The organism is Bradyrhizobium sp. 197 (genome assembly GCF_023073375.1).
Lineage (GTDB): Bacteria > Pseudomonadota > Alphaproteobacteria > Rhizobiales > Xanthobacteraceae > Bradyrhizobium.
In genome coordinates this window covers 21,103-39,776 of sequence record NZ_JADPJJ010000186.1, presented here as the reverse complement: position 1 = coordinate 39,776, position 18,674 = coordinate 21,103, and the positions used below count along the sequence as shown (strand labels likewise).

13 protein-coding genes are annotated in these 18,674 nt (G+C 61.1%); 4 read left to right on the top strand and 9 right to left on the bottom strand.

Translation table 11 applies throughout. The features are described from left to right. Nucleotides 1-125: 125 nt before the first annotated feature. Both IVB27_RS40400 and IVB27_RS40395 read right to left on the bottom strand, forming a co-directional pair. Entirely contained in the window at nt 126-1,085 is a 960-nt protein-coding gene (locus tag IVB27_RS40400; RefSeq protein WP_247340861.1) for an OmpA family protein, read from the bottom strand. A 709-nt stretch (nt 1,086-1,794) separates the two neighbouring features. Next, nucleotides 1,795-2,199 (bottom strand): hypothetical protein, encoded by a 405-nt coding sequence (locus IVB27_RS40395; RefSeq protein WP_247340864.1) that lies wholly within the window; start codon nt 2,197-2,199, stop codon nt 1,795-1,797. Nucleotides 2,200-3,070: 871 nt separating this feature from the next. On the opposite strand from IVB27_RS40395, the gene IVB27_RS40390 reads away from it, so the two are divergent. Together IVB27_RS40390 and IVB27_RS40385 are read left to right on the top strand one after the other, a co-directional pair. After that, the gene (locus IVB27_RS40390; RefSeq protein WP_247448089.1) at nt 3,071-4,936 is read left to right on the top strand and encodes a caspase family protein; all 1,866 of its coding nucleotides are present in this window, start codon (nt 3,071-3,073) and stop codon (nt 4,934-4,936) included. Nucleotides 4,937-5,210: 274 nt separating this feature from the next. After that, the gene (locus IVB27_RS40385) at nt 5,211-5,552 is read left to right on the top strand and encodes a hypothetical protein (protein ID WP_247340868.1); all 342 of its coding nucleotides are present in this window, start codon (nt 5,211-5,213) and stop codon (nt 5,550-5,552) included. Nucleotides 5,553-6,057: 505 nt separating this feature from the next. On the opposite strand, the gene IVB27_RS40380 is transcribed toward IVB27_RS40385, so the two are convergent. The 3 genes from IVB27_RS40380 to IVB27_RS40370 are packed head-to-tail and all read right to left on the bottom strand — an operon-like array spanning nt 6,058 to nt 10,283. Continuing rightward, nucleotides 6,058-6,705 (bottom strand): DUF4384 domain-containing protein, encoded by a 648-nt coding sequence (locus IVB27_RS40380; protein ID WP_247448088.1) that lies wholly within the window; start codon nt 6,703-6,705, stop codon nt 6,058-6,060. Between the two features lie 17 nt (nt 6,706-6,722). Continuing rightward, nucleotides 6,723-8,501, bottom strand: a complete 1,779-nt coding sequence (locus IVB27_RS40375) for a caspase family protein (protein WP_247448087.1) — start codon at nt 8,499-8,501, stop codon at nt 6,723-6,725. Between the two features lie 57 nt (nt 8,502-8,558). Then, nucleotides 8,559-10,283 (bottom strand): NHL repeat-containing protein, encoded by a 1,725-nt coding sequence (locus IVB27_RS40370; protein ID WP_247448086.1) that lies wholly within the window; start codon nt 10,281-10,283, stop codon nt 8,559-8,561. Nucleotides 10,284-10,467: 184 nt separating this feature from the next. Between IVB27_RS40370 and IVB27_RS40365 the strand changes: the two genes are divergently transcribed. Both IVB27_RS40365 and IVB27_RS40360 read left to right on the top strand, forming a co-directional pair. Next, nucleotides 10,468-10,725, top strand: coding sequence for a hypothetical protein (locus IVB27_RS40365; protein ID WP_247448084.1), 258 nt, complete (start codon nt 10,468-10,470; stop codon nt 10,723-10,725). Between the two features lie 98 nt (nt 10,726-10,823). Continuing rightward, nucleotides 10,824-11,807: a DUF4424 domain-containing protein gene (locus tag IVB27_RS40360; protein ID WP_247448083.1), complete on the top strand. Its 984-nt coding sequence runs from the start codon at nt 10,824-10,826 to the stop codon at nt 11,805-11,807. 9 nt (nt 11,808-11,816) lie between these two features. Here IVB27_RS40360 and IVB27_RS40355 read toward each other — a convergent pair whose 3' ends face one another. Genes IVB27_RS40355 through tssM form a run of 4 tightly spaced genes read right to left on the bottom strand, consistent with a single transcriptional unit; the run spans nt 11,817 to nt 18,636 of the window. Then, nucleotides 11,817-13,622 (bottom strand): serine/threonine-protein kinase, encoded by a 1,806-nt coding sequence (locus IVB27_RS40355; protein ID WP_247448082.1) that lies wholly within the window; start codon nt 13,620-13,622, stop codon nt 11,817-11,819. Next, the gene (locus tag IVB27_RS40350) at nt 13,619-14,395 is read right to left on the bottom strand and encodes a PP2C family protein-serine/threonine phosphatase (RefSeq protein ID WP_247340877.1); all 777 of its coding nucleotides are present in this window, start codon (nt 14,393-14,395) and stop codon (nt 13,619-13,621) included. The genes IVB27_RS40355 and IVB27_RS40350 overlap by 4 nt, the downstream gene beginning before the upstream one ends. A gap of 6 nt (nt 14,396-14,401) precedes the next feature. Then, nucleotides 14,402-15,103, bottom strand: a complete 702-nt coding sequence (tagF, locus tag IVB27_RS40345) for a type VI secretion system-associated protein TagF (protein ID WP_345947003.1) — start codon at nt 15,101-15,103, stop codon at nt 14,402-14,404. Further along, nucleotides 15,100-18,636: a type VI secretion system membrane subunit TssM gene (gene tssM, locus IVB27_RS40340; RefSeq protein WP_247448081.1), complete on the bottom strand. Its 3,537-nt coding sequence runs from the start codon at nt 18,634-18,636 to the stop codon at nt 15,100-15,102. The genes tagF and tssM overlap by 4 nt, the downstream gene beginning before the upstream one ends. Between the last annotated feature and the right edge of the window lie 38 nt (nt 18,637-18,674).

Genomic DNA, 18,674 nt, shown 5'->3' with positions numbered 1-18,674 from the left:
TGGGCACGAGCACTCCATAACTGCGACCGGATTCTGCGCCCGCTCGGTCTGGAGACGTCATGCAACGCATCGAGCGAAAGCTCGCCTCGCCGATGGCGGCTAAAGGTTATGATGAGCCGGTTCACTCACGGCCCGCCAAACGGCTTCGGTCGCTCTAGCGGGACGAAAGCGCTCAAATGGGCTGGGTATGTCGACGCGCCGCCGCCTATGGTCGTGCCCGTGCTGATGCTCAAGTAGACGTCCTTCACTCCCCTGGGCGTTTCCAGCAGGATCCAGTTCTTGCTTACATCCCCTATGCCGATAGTCGTAAAGCGCATCGACTTGCCGAACTGCGAACAGGAGATTGGCTTTTCGGTCGTAAACGAATTCCAGGGGCCATGCAGGGTACCCGATCTGCCGCCGGTCTTCGGAAGGCTTAAGCCAAAGCCCAGGCCGACCGCCGCATAGACGTAGGTGCACTTCAAATTATTTTCCGTATCCCATATGGAGAACAACGCGCTGGCAAACGCAATCCCGGCTCCAGCCCTGCCCTTCACGATGCGCTTGATTGCCGCTCTCGCTGCAAACGAGATCGAACCGTCGACCTCAAGCAGCATGGCTATCTTGAAATTTCGACTGACCTTTGGTCTCGGCGGAACGGGTCGCGGCAAATCTGGCTTTATGATCGGTTCGAAATAGACCTTAGGCAGCACCCAAAGGACCACGGATCTATCGTTGTCTTCGTCCAGCCTGTGATTTGCCGTCTGCGTATTGCCGATCGCGTGCGTCTGCATTTGCTCCGGGTGGATGCCCATCTCGGACAGAGACTTCGCGACCGTAATCACGCGGTTGGCTGATGTCGTCATATTCCAATCAGCCGTACCGATCCGGCTCGCGGATCCCGTCATCCAGATCTGACCAGCGTCGTGCTCCAGCAGGGGAACCACTTTGTTCTTCAGAAATTCGGAGTGCTCTGTCTTCAAGCCCCGAAACTGGTAGCCGGCAAAGTCATCGAAATCGAAATTCCAAAGCCGCGCGTGCAGAACCCCCACTCCCGAAAAATCCAGATCGACGTCAACCTTGCCCCGACCAGTTTTGTGGAACATGTCTCTTCAACCTGCAATCGACAAATAGGAACTCGTCGGTGATCGGCCGGACGGCGCAGGACCACCTTGTTTTTAGTGCTGGCAAGAAAAGAGAGGTTCATGAAATCGACAGCTGCAACGAAGGTTGTGATCTTGTTCCCATTTCGATCTGGCACCGAGGCAGTATGGGCTTGTGCAATACGCGACATCACTGTCGCGATCGGAGCAGCGACGATCTAAGGGAGTCGCGATAGGACGGGCCCTGGAATTCGTACAGCACGACGACTTCGCGGAATCGCCCTAAACTTGGAGGCCCCTACCCAACCGCTGTTAAAGCAGCGCATCTGGAGAATACCTTTACCGGCTTGCTCTACGTCTGCCTGATCGCCCATCAAAAATAGAGCGAAACGGTAAGCGTCGTCCAGCAACCGCAGCGCAATATCCCGGAAGCACTTGATATGGTCGTTGGTGATTTCATCGTTGAGGTCATTTGCGTATCAATTGCGCATGGCTTTTCGCAAAGCGGGCGAAATGGTTACGAGCGTGATCGCAATCATGGACTCTCGCGCTCAACGCCTGGATTGGAGCGACGAGGATCTCGCGAATAGGAACCTGGCGCCGTATCCTCGATCTGCTCCCTCTTTAAGGCTGTCGCCGCCATGGCCCGTTTCCCGCGGGCGCGCGATCTGCAGAACGACGGAGGTGACGACTTCTGCGGTCGGCCGCCGACTTATCCGCCAAATCGCTTGACCAGCTTTGAGCCCTTGGCTGCATCAATCTGCTGGCCCGTCAGGTCAGAGCCGACGCTCAATCCTATCGTCATGAGGTTCTTGACACGCTGCGCCGCCTGCTTCTCATTGGAATAGTCGATCTCGACGTGATCGAGGCTCATCAGATGGCCAAGCTCGTGAGCCCAGGCGCGTCCATTGGCGTGGTCATTGCCATACCACTGGACGAAGCTTGCCGGCTCCGGTTGGCTATTGGGGTATGAGCTTCCGCCGGCGGACAGATTTTCAATCGAATTAACGAGGTAGATGTGGACGGCATTGTCCGGATCGTGCCGAGAGGCAAGAACGCCCAGCAATCGCTGATCATTGCTGCGCGCGCTCTTTGCCATGTCGAGCGGCTTCTCCATCAAGCAATCGCTGATCACGAACGCGATCTTGGCCTTTGACCAGATCGTATTGACCACGTCGAGCGCCTTCTTGGCCGTCTCGCTGCTCCATTGCCCGGGCTCAACGTTCCCCCTCTCGGCAAATGGCGTGATGTAAACCCTCAACGGAATTGGCATCAGCTTCTCCGAAGTTCGGAATTGCGATTGTATCCCCGTGCGCCATCCTTCGAAATGGAGCGGCTTACATTCAGCGCTTTCTGATCAAGCCGGCTGACGACTTGCGCTCCTACGACCTTCCGGTAGCGGCTACCGACGCGATCGACTGGTTGACCATGGCCAGCCTTCGCAATTCGGAGGACTTTCATTTCAACTCTACCGCAGGAACAATTTCCGGGCCGAGCGCTCCGGCGGGAACATGAAGGTGACGATCGCCTGGGGAGATGGAAAGCCCAACTGACCGGCTCCTGACCTCCGTGCAAACTGTAACCGAGACGATCGACCCGCAAGCCGGCCCCCAAGACTTCACGTCCCCTCGATCTGCCGTCAGCGGAACTTTCGTTTGAACTAAGCCAGAGCCTTCTGCAGCGCTGTCGCGAGCACACCATAAGATGCAATAATCGTGTAATTTCAAAAACTTAATTCATTCGCGCGAGACATAGGCACTGGCGGTACCCATCATCCACACGAAACCGCCCACAGCGCCGGGCCGCGATTATCTTCCGTGCCTTTTGAACGCGTCCGCATTTCAAGACAACACATAGGAATGGATCGGGCTCGAGATTGGTACTGTAGGCCGATAGGCAGCCGCAACTAGCGTACGAATTCAGTAATTATTTCTTACGCGGCCGTCCTCGCGACGTTACCATTCTATGGGCATAGTTGGGTGTTCGCCATGAGATTATACAGGCGCCTTCGAATTTTGCTTCTCCTTGCCGCTTCGCTGTTACTGGCAGCTCAACCAGCCTGGGCGACCAAGCGCGTGGCTTTGGTGGTTGGCAATGCCAACTATCAGAACGCCCCTCTGCTCCCAAACCCGGCCAACGACGCTGCGGCCATCACCGCAACTTTGAAGGAGGCAGGTTTCGATGTGGTTGACTCAAGGCTCAACCTCGCCGCGACTGATATGCGGCGGGCCCTGAGAGAATTCGCCGATCAGGCTCGCAATGCGGACATAGCCCTGGTGTACTATGCTGGTCACGGTATCGAGATCGACGGGACAAACTATCTGATCCCGACCGACGCCAGACTCGAACGTGACACTGATATCTATGACGAAGCATTCTCGCTCGACCGCGTCCTGCTGGCAATCGAGCCTGCGAAACAGTTGCGCGTGGTGATCGTCGACGCGTGCCGCAACAATCCGTTTGCCGATTCGATGAAGCGTACAGTTGCCTCTCGATCAATCAGCCGCGGGCTGGCCAGGGTCGAACCCGCCGTCTCCAACACGCTGATCGCGTTTGCCGCGAAAGCCGGACTAACCGCACTCGATGGCAACAGCAAGAATAGTCCGTATGCGACGGCTCTCGTAAAGTATATCGCAAAGCCGGGGCTCGACTTGCGCAGGGCCTTCGGCTTCGTCCGCGATGATGTCTTGCAAGCCACGGGCAACCGACAGGAGCCCTATGTCTACGGCTCGCTGGGCGGCGAAGACGTTGCACTTGTTCCCGCTGCCAAGGCTGATGAGCCGGTGCAAGCAGCCAATCCCCAGGCAGAAATTCGTCGCGATTACGAATTGGCCTTGCAGCTACGCAACAAGCCCGCTCTGAACGCGTTCCTGGACCAGCATCCGGACGGATACTACGCAAATCTGGCGAAGCTGCAGCTTAATCAGCTCGATGCTGAGGACGCACGCGTCGCGGCAACAGCGAAGGCGCAGCAGGCTGAACAGCAGAAAACTCGCCTGATGTCGCAGGGCGCCCAGCGTGCCGACCAGGAGAAGGCGGCCGCGGATCTGAAGGCTGCGGAAGAGGCCCGAATTGCCGCCGAGAAGGCGAAGCAGGCGGCGCAGGAGCAGGCCACCGAGGCGGAACGGAAACGGACTGCGTCCGAATCTACAATCGTCGCTGCTCTCTCCGGGAATAAGCCGGCTGTTGGGAGTGCCTTCGCGGATAATCCTACAGCCGCTGCACCCGCTGACGACAATACGCCGCCAAAGCTTGCCGCACTCAGCGCCGAGCCGCGCCAGACCGATATCGCAAAAGCCAATATCACCAAGTCCGTACAAAGCGAATTGAACCGCGTCGGCTGCTTCACCGGTACCATAGATGGCCAATGGAATGCGGCCTCACAGCGCTCGTTGGCTCTGTTCAACCGGCACGCGGGAACGAAATTTGATGCCAAGCTCGCAAGTCTCGACGCGCTTGACGCAATCAAACTCAAGCCAACCCGGGTCTGTCCCGTGATCTGCGATCATGGCTACAAGGCTAACGGCGACCAGTGCGTCAGGATCACGTGTGCCGAGGGCTCGTTCCTCAACGATGACAACGAATGCGAGAAGCGGCGCGGAAAGAAGCCAGTTGCCAAGCGCAACACGGACGAAGGTTCGTCACGTGCCGATCGTTCGGCGCGCCAAAGATCTGAGCCCATGGCAGACGTTCCGCGGCGACAAGCCACTGCGAAGGCAAGTGGCGGAGGCGGCAGCGGCCAGGTTGTTTGTGACCAATATTTGTGCCGTCAGGTCCGTCGCGGCTGCCACCTCGACTACCGTGGCGGGGGAGGCCCGGGTGGCAACACCGGGAATGTCGAGGTATGCAATTAGCAAGGCGCGAGTTCGCCACGCCAATAGGAAGCCGTATCGAGGATATGGCGAACAATTGAGTGCAACACCGGGTCGGCCCAAATCCACGTCCGATCTGGTCGACGCGGAGCGACCTTCGTGGTGGCGTGTGAGCTCGAACAGAAGGACGCCACCTCCTTTCCAGGGGTGACGCTCTTTACGAAGCGGCTAGCGCCCGGCATGAAGCCGACGGCGGTCTATCTTCCGCCAAAGGACGTAACCGCTGCCACCAAGCTCGATATCGTAATCTGGCTGCATGGCTTCTACGTCAAAGACCACGAATTCCTGTTTCACAACGATCCAGCGCGGCTCCGCGAAACAAGTTCGGGATTCCGGCAAGGACGTCGTGCTCGTAGCGCCTTTTCTGGGCTATGAATATGCCGTTGGCGATACCTTTGCTGGAAATTATAGCGTCAAGGATCTGGCAACGTCGAACTGGGGGGAACGCTACCTCGAGGAAATTCTTGGAGCTCTGGCCCGGTTCCTGGGAGGCTCTTCGACGTCCATTCCTCAACTCCAAATTGGCAAGCTCATCATCGCATGCCACTCCGGCGCTGGTAACGGCATGCGCAATCTGGAAAGTATCAGGCGAAGCTGACTGCTTGTTGGGGATTTGACTGTCTTTACGGCGCCAAGGCGCGGCCAGACGATGCGACCTTCTGGTATCAGTGGCTGGCTGGACAGAGCGGCCCTGCGCTTGAGATCGTGTATGGTCCGTCAACGCTGCCGCAGTCCGTGAAGTTGGATCTGATAGGACGCGGGCTGGCGATCTCCGACGGCAATCAAGCGCATCCTCAGCGCCCGGCCCTCAAGGACCTCCGCGTGACCGTAGGTCACTACGATCAGTTCCCGGCATTCGGTCAGATGGTCAGAGTCGCCGATCTGGACGAAGCTTTCGTGGATCGGTTCATTCTACCTCAGGTCGCCGACCAACCACGGTTGCATCAGAAGCCTGCGCCGGCGAGTGGTGAGTTCCCCAACACGCGATTTCCAATGCTCGCAGCGCGTTTCCCTTCCCCAGCGACATTCATTACATGATCGCCCGCGGCGGCTTCTTCAGCCGGCTCAGCAAGCTTTGAGCTGGGCGACTCGTCCGGACGAGTTCACCTGATGGAATAGGGTTTGACGTCGAACGACCAATTGTTCGGCAACAGCTTTCCGCTGGCGTTGTCCAGCACGCGCAGCTCACTGGTCCAGGCCGATAGATAGCTCAACGCGTCGGCCTGACCTTCCAGCTTGCGGGGCATGTCCGGCAAATCGAGCAATTGCACGCGCTGCTCGCTCAGGATGGCGATCATGACTGCGGACCCCGTCGGCGGTGCGACGACATATTCAAAACCACGCTGCCGCGCCGCCGGAGCAGGGACGACAAATTCGACACCCGGCTTGACGAGATTAATATTGCGTTCGTTCGATTGCGCCAATAGCTCGGGCGTCGGAAAGATCTGGGACATCCGCCCTTCCGCGTCGACGTCGACCAAAATGAGATATCCAGGCTTCCTGGCGGTGACGCCGAACGAGACCTTGCCGCCGACGTTGACGGTCTGACTCGGCAGGATCTGAAGGGACACACTCGCGGTATTGGTCTGCCTGCGCACCGCTTGTACGGGCCAAAGCCAACGTGCGTACGTCGTGCCGACATGCAACGAGCCCGTCGGCAACGGTGCTGCGGACGCAGCTCCGCTACCCGCCAGTAGCAGCAGGAATGCGAGCCATGGTCGCTCCTGGCGGATCGGCTGCGATGACGGCATGGCCTGCCCCCTAAGAGTCAGGGAGCACTGAAGAAGCCGATCGAGGCGATTCGCGCGTCCGCGGGCAAGTAACGCTCGAGACTCTTGATCACCTGCCCCGAGGCGCGACGCCGGTTGAACTGCACTAGGGCTGTCTCAAGATCGACCATGCGTTGCTGCGAGGTCACCGCAACGATCTGTTCCGCACCGAACGGCTCGCCGACCCTGAGCGGTAGGCGCAAACTCGCCGATCGGGCCAACGCCGCATCAGCACCCACCGGATACAACAATTGGATGGTGCCATCGCCGGACACATTGAACAGCAGCACCGCCCTTGATGCCACATCAGACAGGTCAACTTCGATGGTCTGGCCAGCACGTTGTTGGCGATCGTCTGGCCAAATACGCATCACCTGCGGCGACCGGGTCGCAATGCGCTTGAGTTCACGAATTGCCGCAGTCCGATCAATCACCGTCGGCAGGCTGGCAACGTCCATCCCATAGGCGACCACATCACCCCAAGCGATTACGTCGTGCGACACCGGATCCCAGATCAGGTCGGGATTGTCCGTCGGTTGAACAGCCTGCACGGGAACGTCTTTTGGCTTCACGCTTACAAAATAACTCGTCTTGCCGTCGAGCGCCGCCAGCCGGATTGGTGCAGCGAGGCGGAGGGGCCCCGGCGCGTCGCCAGTCGGAAGTTCCTTGGTCGCCCCGGCAAGGGTCGGAACGGCTGGTGCCTTGGCCGTGACAACCGACGGTGCGGGCGCCTGTCCCTCGACGGGCACCCCGGCTCCGGCGTGACCCGAGGCCGCTCTCGCGGCCGGCCCCTGAATCAGTACGACACCGCGCGTCAATCCGAAGGCGACGTCGGTATCCGGCGTCTGAGCTGGCGATGATATGGTCACGATGTTCTGGCGCTGGTCCGAGAGCTGATAGACCACCTGCCGAACATTGCTGAAAAGCTCCTTAAGCGTCACCTTCCCATCGTGGTTGATGTCCGCGCTGCCTTCCACCGCACGCGCGACCGCATAGCTCAGAGCCCCGCGTAGGCCATCGATGCCAGGGATGCGGACTTCCGGCGCCTTGGTGTAGCGGTCCACCGCAGCCAGAAACGCCGTGTGGTCAAGGTCAAGTTCAGACTTCGGATCGTTGCTGTCCGACACCGGCTTCAGTTCATCGACCAGCAACGTGTAGCGCGGGACCTGCCGGAAGCTCATCTCAGCGGCACGCGGATCGATATCGCGCACCATACCGCCGCCGTGGCAGGTATCAGCCACGAAGATCACCCTCGCTCCGCGCAGCTCGAACTGCCGGATGAAATGGTTGAACTCGCTGCCCAGAACACGCTCAGCGGACCCGGTTGGCGTGATTTCAAAGCCTGGCAGCAGGAACACGTTCTCCATCCCGTCCGGCTCCGCGCCCTTGAGGCGCTCCGGCTCTTGGGTGCCATGACCGGCGATCGACAGAAAGATGAGGTCGTTGTTCTTGGTCCGCTCCACCAGTGCACTGATCTCGCGCAGGACGCCTGCCCTGTCGGCCTGGGCGTTAGTCAGTTCGATGACGTCGTCAACCCCCATGGATTTCAGGCTGGTCACGATGTCCGTGGCGTCAGCGACCGCACCCTTCAATTTGCGCACGTGCTGGTAGTCGTCGATCCCGATCACGAGCGCGCGCACCGCCGCCCCGTCTGGATTGCTGATCGACAAATCTCCTGCCGCATGCGCCTGCGGGATTGCCAGTCCGATCAACGCAGCGAGCCCGACGGTGGCGCATAGCCGCCCGATCCCGCAATCAAGTCCTCTGGGCATCCGCATCGTGATCCACCTCGACATCATGCCTACCCATTTTGTAGCTCTGGCGACACGCTGGGTTCAGCGCCTTTTGCTTGCCGTTTTGCGGCCCGCCGGCGGTTGTTCGGTCTCCTGATAGGCGCCCGCTGAAACCGTCGTCTGATCATCCGCGAACGCCCGAAAGCGGACCGGAACATAGCCGCGCGCGAGCAGGCTCGCCAACGGATAGACGTTGCGACAGACGCGGCCGTTGCAGCCACCGGTCGAGGACTCCATCACCTCGGCCTTGCGATCGGGAGTGAACCGCAGGAACAACATCACATGCGAGCCCGGCTTGTTCAGCGCATCACCGGGCCTCAGGTCCCAAGGATTTGCCACGGGCGCTGCGATCGCGGGGATGGCGGCAGTCGTGTAGTGGACGGAGAGTCCCCACGCGGCGCTGACGAATGCCGAACAGTCGACTCCAGCCACATCCGGCCGTGGCGCATTGCGAGTGCACACATTGCCAGCCAGCGTTCCGCTCTCGATCCGCTGCCGGAAGTTCGCGAGCGAACCGTGGCAGCCCCAGCAATAGGGTACGCCGCGCACCTCCTGGTTCACTTTTCCCTGCAGATACCACGGCCGACGAACACGGCTGAAGCCACTGCATTGGCTATCGGGATCGTTGCCGTAGTTCGCCTGCGTCAATTTCCACTGGATGCCCTCGAACGCAAACGCGGTCTCGATCGCCTGCTGGCGATTGGACGGCCTCACGGCGGCCGAAGCGTCAAATTTGACGTCGGATTGTGGTGCCGGCGCTGTTGTCGTTCGCGACGGCCGCACGTCGATAATCGAGGCATTGGTCAGAGGTCGGAACCCAACGCCCACCACTTCGATACCGTCCGGCTTGGTTCGCAGGAAATAGACGTCGCCATCACCCGAAACCGTGACGAACCGTCTGGTCAGCGGCGTATTTTCCAGAGGAAGCTCATAGATTCCCTCGAGACGCCCATTCGCGGCATAGCGTGCGACGAACGTGGAGGCGTTCTTTCCAGATGGCGGAACGTCCTCGGCCAGCACGTAGAAGCGGTCGCTGTTGTCGATCTCGAGAAACTCCACCGTGCCGAGTTGGTTGCGCACGCGCAGGCCGAGCTGGCCGATGGTCTCGTTGGTGACCATGATCTGGATCTCGACCCGTACGCTGGCATTACCCTTGTCAGGAATGATATCGGCGATCACCGAGCCCTTGCTTCGGGAAGCCACATATTGCCGGTCGGGTTGCCGAGTCATCTTGATGATGGCCGCGCGGGTGTTCTGACCGAGCAGGTCTGCCGCGCTGCCGGGCGCCTGCGATCCCATCTGGGCGAAAGCGGAGGCGGCGACCTGGTCGTCCGCGCCGCGGCTCGAGACCTCCTCAAGCTGGATCACGTCACCACCGAGTCCGCGGGTGGATTGCCCCGGCGCTGCCTTCAGCGTCCGTACGCCGCCGTCCCAAACCATTATGTCGTCATCGTGGACGACGAGATCAGTCGGCTGGACGTCTTCAGGCATCTTGAGGACGTCAGGATAGGAATTTGGCTGTTTCGGGTCAAACTGGAGGATGCGACCGTTGATCTGATCGAGCACAAAAAGGTTGCCCTGCCCGTTGGCGCTGAGTGCTTGCGGTCCCGCGAGTTCCACGTCCTCGCTGGCCGGGACGATGCCGACCATGGAAGCAGCCGAACCGCCGGCAAAGCTGCGTACGACAGTATCGTCGGCGTGCGCCTTGGTTCCGAAAAGGCCAGCGCCAACGATGAAGACCCAGATCCAATGATTTGGACGAAGCATGTTCGCCTCAATGTACCCCGAACCGATCGCCGCGTCGGATCGACTAATCCGAGATGCCGTTGATGCGGCGCGTCAATTAGTGGTGAGCAATCTCAATCACGTTCAATTCTATCACTGGACGGTGATCGTCCGAAATTTCCTCAGCTTGCGGTGGAAAACCATGGCCCGGAATAGATTTGAGCAAGTGAACGAAGTCCAGTCCGACGCGATCACGCTACTCCTGAAACGCGACAATGATGGCGCCTCCGGATCGATCGTGCTGCCTGCCGCCGCGAGCCAGGGACGGCTGACCACCGACCAGGTCAGCGCGCAATTGCCGGCTCAGGATGCTTTTCGCAGCGCGATCCGGCTTGCAAACGACGTCAAGCTCGCGCTCGTGGTGTGCGATCCAGACGGGGTCTGGAAGCCCGAGTGGGGCGATCTTTATCAGCCGATCGATTGACCCGCCTCGGATGGAGCCAGCATATGCTGCGACGCCGCATAGACACCAGCTTGCCGAACGGAGCCTCCACCCGACTGTCGTTCCGGATACGGGCCCTGATGATCGCGCTGCTGGTTGCGACAGGCTCGCCGGCACGCGCCAACGACTCGGCTGCGGAATTGTCGATCGGTGGGCTCCAGTTGGTACGCACCAATGACGTGGCCATGGAGAGCGAGAACCTTCGTATCGCGCTCGACAGGATCAGCGTTCGCTACCAATTCGCCAACGTCACCGCCAAGCCAGTCACGCTTACTGTTGCCTTTCCGCTGCCCGACATCGACCTGTCGGAGGCTGAGAACGTTGCACTGCCGTCAAATGATCCGATCAACTTCGTCGACTTCGAGACCAAGGTCGACGGCAACCCGGCGCCGCTGACCGTCGATCAGCGCGCCATGGTCGGCAACAGGGATGTCAGTGCCCTGCTCCGCGAACTCAAGTTGCCGCTGCTGCCGATTGGTGGCCGCGAGATCCGGGTGACCGATCTACCCGCGGCGACCCGGACCCGGCTCGTGGACAACGGACTTCTGGTGCCTGCCGGAATGAGCGACAACGGTCGCCAGCAGTATGCGCCGGGTTGGGTTATCAAGACCTCGGCTGTGCGCCAGCAGGTGTTTCCGCCCATACGCGCCGTCACGGTCGAACACCAGTACCGGCCGAGCGTCGGCTCCAGTCCTGACACCATTCTGCGCTCGAGCCTGCGCCGCAGCAGCGCACTCGGTCAGGAAGTCGCGCGTTACCGGAAAGAATACTGCGTCCAGGATACGTTCCTCGCCGAGCTCGATAAGCGCGCGGGCGGTAACCAGACCAACAGCGCGAATCTGCAGGAGCGGCGCATATCGTACGTGCTCAAGACCGGCGCGAATTGGGCTGGGCCGATCCGGTCATTCAAGCTGATTATCGACCCAGGCGGCAGCGACCGTTTGGTGAGCTTCTGTCCTGGGCGGCTAAAGGCCTCGTCGGCTACTGGAAACACGCTTGAATATACGGCAAGCGACTTCAAGCCGGATGCCGACCTGAAAATCCTGGTGATCGGAACATTCTGAGCGTGCCGGTCAATTGGTGAGCAGCACGTAGCGCGCGGCCGCGATGACAGTCACCTTGTTGCGCTGAGCCTCGCTCAGCGCCTGCAGGAAGAACGTGTCGGCCGCCATCGGTCGCGGCTGGCGCAATGAGTCCAGAACCTGCGGGACCGCCACGACCAACAGCAATTGCGGACCGCTCGCGCGCGCTGTCGGGAGCGTAAACGAAAGTGAGTCGATGCCCGGCTTCAGAAGATAAGACAGGCTCTGGACTTCGCCGCGATCCGACACCATGAGCAGCTCCACCACGCGGTTGGCAAAGTTCTCAATGGTCCCATTGAGGGTTTCACCGCCCTTCAGCTCTGTCGCTGACAAGGTGATGCGTGGCATTCGCGCCTGATCGCTCCCGACCTGATTCAAGAACTTGACGGCTGGGCATTGCGCTTGGGTCACTTGCCTGACGCCGACCGAAGCCTCGAAACCCTGATCACGCCGAAACGCTTTGTCGAAGGTGTCGAATGGGGCGGTCGAGGCACCGAACCCTTCGATGACAGCGGCATTTGGGCTCACGGCAATCGGCAAGACGAAGAAGCAGTCACCGCCGGAATATTGGGCCACGTATTTGCGGATGCGCTCAGCGCGCCCGGACCCATCGAGTGCCCCAGACTGCGTCGCCGTCGGCTGCGCGGACAGCTTCTCCGGCTCTTGGCGTCCGGGCTGTGGTCCAGCGGGCTCGATCTTCGGCGGCGCCATTGTTCCGGCGAGTTTCGGAGGTGGCGGCAAGACCGCGCGGCCTGGCGCTGACCAGACCAGCTTGTAGAAGGCATATCCACCGCCGACCAGCAGCAACAGAGCCGCGACGCCCGCCCCCAGCCGTAGGCTGCGCGGACTCCGCGCGGTCGACGGCATACGGTCCTGCGGCGCCGGCGCCGCGCTTTCCGGCCGCCGTAGCGGATCGAAGCCAAATAAAGGCGCGGCCGGCGTCTGGGCCGAACCGGTTGGCGTCCAGCTGGCGACCTCCCCCATAGTCGGGCGCAATGCCGGATCAGGCTGCAGCATCCGCTCCAGCAAAGGCCGAATGCGCATATCCACCGCGCCGAGATCGGGCACTCGCCGGCGCTTCTCCACCAGTTGAAACTGGCTGCCGCCCATGTCGAGTTTCTGTCCGGTCAGTGCATGGAACAACACAAGACCGAGGCTGTAGACATCGGATTTCGCCGTCACGTCATTGCCGTACAACCCTACTTGCTCCGGCGATGCGTAGTTGTCCTTGCCAGCGAAGCCCGAGCCGATGATGGTCTTGTCACCCATCTGGGTCGACCGGGCGATGCCGAAGTCGATGATCTTGGCCCGCCTGACGTCGTCGAGCGGAACGATGATGTTGTCCGGAGACACGTCGCGATGGATGATGCCGTGCTCATGGGCGGCCTCCAGTCCCGATGCGACACGCTGCATCAGCCTGATCAGCGCCTCGAAGGTCAACGGCCCATCATCGAGCATGTTCGAGAGCGAGCGGCCATTCACGAACTCCATCGCGAGATAAGGTCGCTGCAGCACCGGCTCCACGGTAAACAGGAAGTAGCGAACGATCGCGTCATGCGGAAGATTGTGGAGTGCCGCGGCCTCTCGACGGAACAGCGCGAGCGCGGCCTCGTTATCAACCACGTCGGGCAGTAGCATTTTCACCGCAACAGGCGATCCGGTTTGGATCTCACGGCATTTGTAGACCTCACCCATGCCGCCCGCGCCGATCACCGCTTCGATCTCGTAAATGCCGTTGAGACGGGTGCCGGGCGGCACGCCGTGATAGGACGATCGGAACGGATCGCTCGGAGTCATGGTTGCGGCTCCCGATTGAGCGGAGATCTTGTCGTCTCCTGAGATCGTGGCGTCAGCAGTCGCACGATCACAATCGTCAAATTGTCAAGCCCGCCACGAACAAGAGCCAGCGCGAGCATGTCATCGCAAGCCGCCTGGGCGCGTCGCGTAGCCGCGTGCTGCAGGATCTCGTCGTCCTGCACGTGCCTGGTCAGGCCATCGCTGCAGATCACGAAGATATCCTCCGGCTCGGCCGGGCCTGTCACCACCTCAAATTCCGGATCATCAGCGACACCGACGGCACGCGTAATGGCATTGCTCGGCCAATCATTCACGTCTTCGCGCGACAGCGCACCTTCTGCGATCAGCTCCTCCAGTTCGCTGTGATCATGCGACACCTGGCGAATTGCGCCGCGACTGATAAGATAGACCCGGCTGTCACCCGCCCATATGCAGGCATAGTAACTATCGCGAACGAGCAGAACCGCCGCTGTGGTCCCGACGGTGGCACCCTGTCGTTCATGACTAAGCGCCAGTATCTGCTGGTTTGCGCTGAAAAGCCGCTCCTCGCATTCCGCCAGCAGGTCTGCGGCTGATTCTGGCGTGCCGATCGCGTCAAGCGACTGCACTACGATGCGACTGGCGAGATCACCGGCCTCGTGCCCCCCCATACCGTCGGCGACCGCCCACAGGCCAACGTCAGTTCGTACCAAACATGAATCCTCGTTCCGCTCCCGCACCCGTCCGGCATGGGTGACGCTACCAACATCGAACAAGGACGGAATATGCACCATCGCGCGTCATCCATTCCCCGATGCCGCGAGGCCGAGATCACCGGTCAGCAGCGTGACGTAGTGAAACGGGTCTGGCAATCCGCGACAACTCAGCGCCATTGGCGGGAAGCCTTCCCCTCCGGCGGTCCACCAGAAGCTAGCCGCGGCGTAGACCTGTGGGTTGGCAGCGCAAAGTGCTGCAAACGACCCCGCGAAGGCTTCGACCGCCGAAGCCCTCCCCATTGCCGCAGTACCAAGCGACGTGACCGGCGGATCGCCGGCGATGGTCTCCTGCAGTCGTGGCACCGCAAGCCGATCCAATGCATCGGAGATCTGCTCGAAGGTTGCGGCCCGATCCAGGGTCGAAAGCAGGAACGCCTCCACTTGCCCGAACCATTCGTCCTGCGGATCAATGCTCGGCGGCGGCAGCGAGACGGCCTCGCCGGTCACCGCATGCAGGGTCAAGGGATAGTATCGCCCCACCCCATCGAGCGAGGGCATGATCGCACCCGCCACTGTCGTGCCGCAGATCGCGGCGCCGAGCCAAAACCGCCAGACCGGCGCGGTCAGAAAGGCCTGCTGCCATCCTGGGCCAAGCTGGTGGCGACTTGCTGACAGCGCAGCCTGTACCCATGGCTCCCAGGCTTCCAGGAAGCTGCGCGGGGTCGCGATCGCGATGAAATCGCGCTTCGCACCGATTTTGCCGAATATCCCGCAACGCATGGTCATATCCCGGTCGGGCAACGAAACTCGCGCAGCACTGACAGGTTCAGCGGGTTGCGCAACGATCCAGTCGAAATTTGATAGTTGAGCTCGCGCCCGGCGACGATGAAACTCGCGGTGGCCGTTTCCGCTTTCACCACTAACGAGCCTGCCTCCAGCATCCGAAACAACGACCAGGGACCAATGCGCTCAAGCACGGATGGCGGGCCGGTGTCGTTACTGACTGAAATTGCCGTTCGCGGCGCTGGGCCCGGCCATAGGACGGTAGTCGGCGAGTTGCTCTGCGGCTGTGGCGGTGGCGTAGGTTGCGGGCCGCCGAACAAGGACGAAGGGGCCGATCCGGGAATGGTTGGGCTCGCAATCGTGGTGCCGCCGATCTCGGTCTTAACTGTCACGCCTGGCCCCGGTGCCCCAGGGGGTCGGATCGCGAATGAAACGGCGGGCACACCGCCGCCCGTCTGGAAGAACGCATCCCGGATATAAGCCGCATTCTGGAATTGTTTGAGCGTGTCGGGCGAGAACGACCGACCAACGGGGCTCTCCTTTCGCCAAGCCCAGTCCGACCGCGACGTGTCGGCATAAGGTGCTAGGTACTGGGTGAAGAACCTGTCCATAACGCCATTCGGACTAAACAATTTGGCAAAATCCGCGAGCGGAACTTCCTGGCCGCTGCCGCGGATAAACGGGTAGCGGTTAGTCACGGTCTGTTGGCAGACCGGCGTGACCTGATCGCGCAACGTTTGCAGGATTTGCCCGGCGGTCGAAGCCGCGATGCTGCCTTCGAACTCCGCGGCTGCTGCTCGCAGCATGTCGGAGAATGGCGGCGGCATGCGCGAGGCATTGTTGCGGAGCGCTGCGACCTGGGTCTGAAGCGCGGCTGTGGCCTGTGCGGTCAGTTGGGGATTCTCGACGATTAGCGTCAGGTTCTGCGCGATGTCGTTCAGGTTCGCGACGGTCGAGTCGATCGGCCGGCGGGTGCTCTCGCCTTCGAGCGCCGCGTGGTAAGGTTTGAACTGCGCCTCGATCATCGCGCCAGGCGGTCCATCCTGGGCATTCGTGAAGAGTGCTGGCGCCGGTGCGGCAGCTGGAGCCGAAGCGCTCGCCGGCTTCGCCCGTTCCTTGGTCAGCACCGTCTCGTCGCGCACCGATTCCAGAATTTGCCGCATCGGCGAGGTCGGCGCCGAAAGCGCCCGCAGCACCTCATATTTCGGCTTGTCGGCGAGCAGCTTCTTCAGGCGCAGGCTCCCGAGCGCCGTTCGCCAGGTCGTCACGAAATCGTTGGAATAGATGCTGAGCAGATCGCCGGCCAGATTGTCGTACTGCTGGTCGATGGCCGACTGCTGGCCGGCATCTCCCAAAACCCATCGCTCCCGCTTCATCCGCTCTGACAATCCGGACAGCCGGGCAACGAACTTCTGATGGAAGCCGTTATACGTGAAAAACTCAGGTACCCGCACGGCGTCCAAAGGCTGCCCCGTCGTGGTTTCGAACACGACGCCCATGTCGGGGCCGCCACGGCGGCTGGCGATCCAGTCGCCGGCGATCGATGCGCGAGCCTCTGATTTCAGAAACTCGTAGGCTCGTTGCGACACGCTCAGGCGCGCCAAGGAGCTCTGGGCCTGCTTGATCAACCGGCCGTCGAGTTCGACCAGCGGTTGCTGTTCGGTCTCGAGGTCGAACATTGCCACGAGGTTCTCGTCGAGCAGACGCCGCCCTTCCGCGTTGGTGGCGCCAGGATAGAGGTTATCCGCCCAGTCACGTTGCATCCAGGAGCGGATCAGCTCGCGGTCCGGCGACTGCAGGCCGCCGACCATCAGATAGACCTTGAGCGCCTCATAGACGAAAGCAGGCTCGTTTATGCGCGCATTGAGCTGCTCCTCCAGGCGATACAGCAGGCGCGGCCGGAACATGCGCTCAAGCGCGGTATGATAGGCCGCTTTCGAGGGCGACAGCAGCCGGGCGTGCTGACTGAGCCCGTAGCGAGCCGACAGAGGCACCGACTCGCCGCGCGATCCGTAGCCTGCGGGGGCGTTGCGGAGGCGGTAGAGTAGCGGCAGCACCTTGTCGAGATCGTGATCGGCAATCAACGTCTGCTTGATAAGTGGCGCGCCGGCGACTGCATACTCGCTATCCGCCTGCAGGCTTTGCTCGATCAAATCGGAATTCCGCTTGTAGCTCATCAGCCAAGCTGCGATCAGTCCGATCGAGACCAGACCGATCAATGACAGGGCCGCGGCCTTCAGGATCAGCGCGCGGCGCACCGCGGCACGGTCGGTCGAGACCCAGTCGGCCTCGCCGATGATGACCTTGGAAATCAGATCGGCGAGGAAGAAGCTCTTGCCCGTGCCCGAATAGGATCCGGAACTGACCTCCTCAGCGCCGAACGTGCGTGCCAGCGACCCGATCAATTGATCGATCGGCGTGCCCTGCTGCGTACCCGAGGTAAAGTAGAAGCCGCGCAGGTTCGCGTTCACGTGATAGCGCGTCGGCTCGAAGATCAGGTTGAGAAAATCGTGGATCTGGGGCTTGAGCCGCGCCATCTGTGCCGGAAAGCCGAACAATTGCACGCGGTGCTGGGGCGTCGGCTCGTCCTGCAGACGGTCGAGCGTCTCCTCGCTCAGGCGCTCCAGCAGACGATCGAACTCGACCGGGATCTGCCCCACGAGATTCTGGGTTTTGTCGGCGGTCTGGAACGTGGCACCCCAGACCTGGCGGCGGCCGGCCTCCCCGAGATAGGCGAAATACTCGGTGAAGCCGGCAACGAGATCCGCTTTGGTAAATAGCGCGTAGACCGGGAAGCTGACCTTGAGCCTCTGATGCAGCTCGAGCAGGCGCATCCTGATGGCATCGGCATGAAGTGCGAGCTCCTGCTTCGGCAGCGTCAGGATGTCTTCGATACTGATGGCGACAACGACGCCGTTGATCGGTTGGCGCGACCGGCTTTTCTTTAGGATGTCCAGGAACGCCAGCCAGCTGTCCTTGTCGGCCTTGCTGTTGGAGTCCTGGGTGGTGTAGCGGCCGGCGGTATCGATCAGCACCGCCTCCTCTGTAAACCACCAATCGCAGTAGCGGGTACCGCCGACCCCTGCGATCGCCGCGGGCGTCGCCCCCCGGGCGAGCGGAAATTTGAGCCCGGAATTGACCAGCGCCGTGGTCTTGCCGGCGCCGGGCGGACCGATGATGACGTACCAGGGGAGATCGTAGAGATAGCCCGACTTGTTGCCGCTGGCGGTCTTCAGCGTCGCGAGCGCATCCTTCATGCGCTCCTTGAGCACCGGTTCATCGCTGACGGGCTGGTCTGCACCAGCGATGCCATCGGCAATCTCCTTGGCACCCTTGCGCCGCTTGAACAGATTGAGGCCAACGATGCCTGCCACGGCCGTGGTGAGCAGCAGAATAGCGATCTGCCGGACGATATGGTTCTCCAGCGGCCGCCAATCGCCGAACGCGATGAAGGGACCGGCGAAATAGATCACCGCTCCGAGCGAGCTGAGCCCGACTCCGTAGAGAACGATGCGGAGAATGTCCTTGGCAAGCATCTAACCGTACCCGTCGCAAACCACCTGATCCGGCGGTG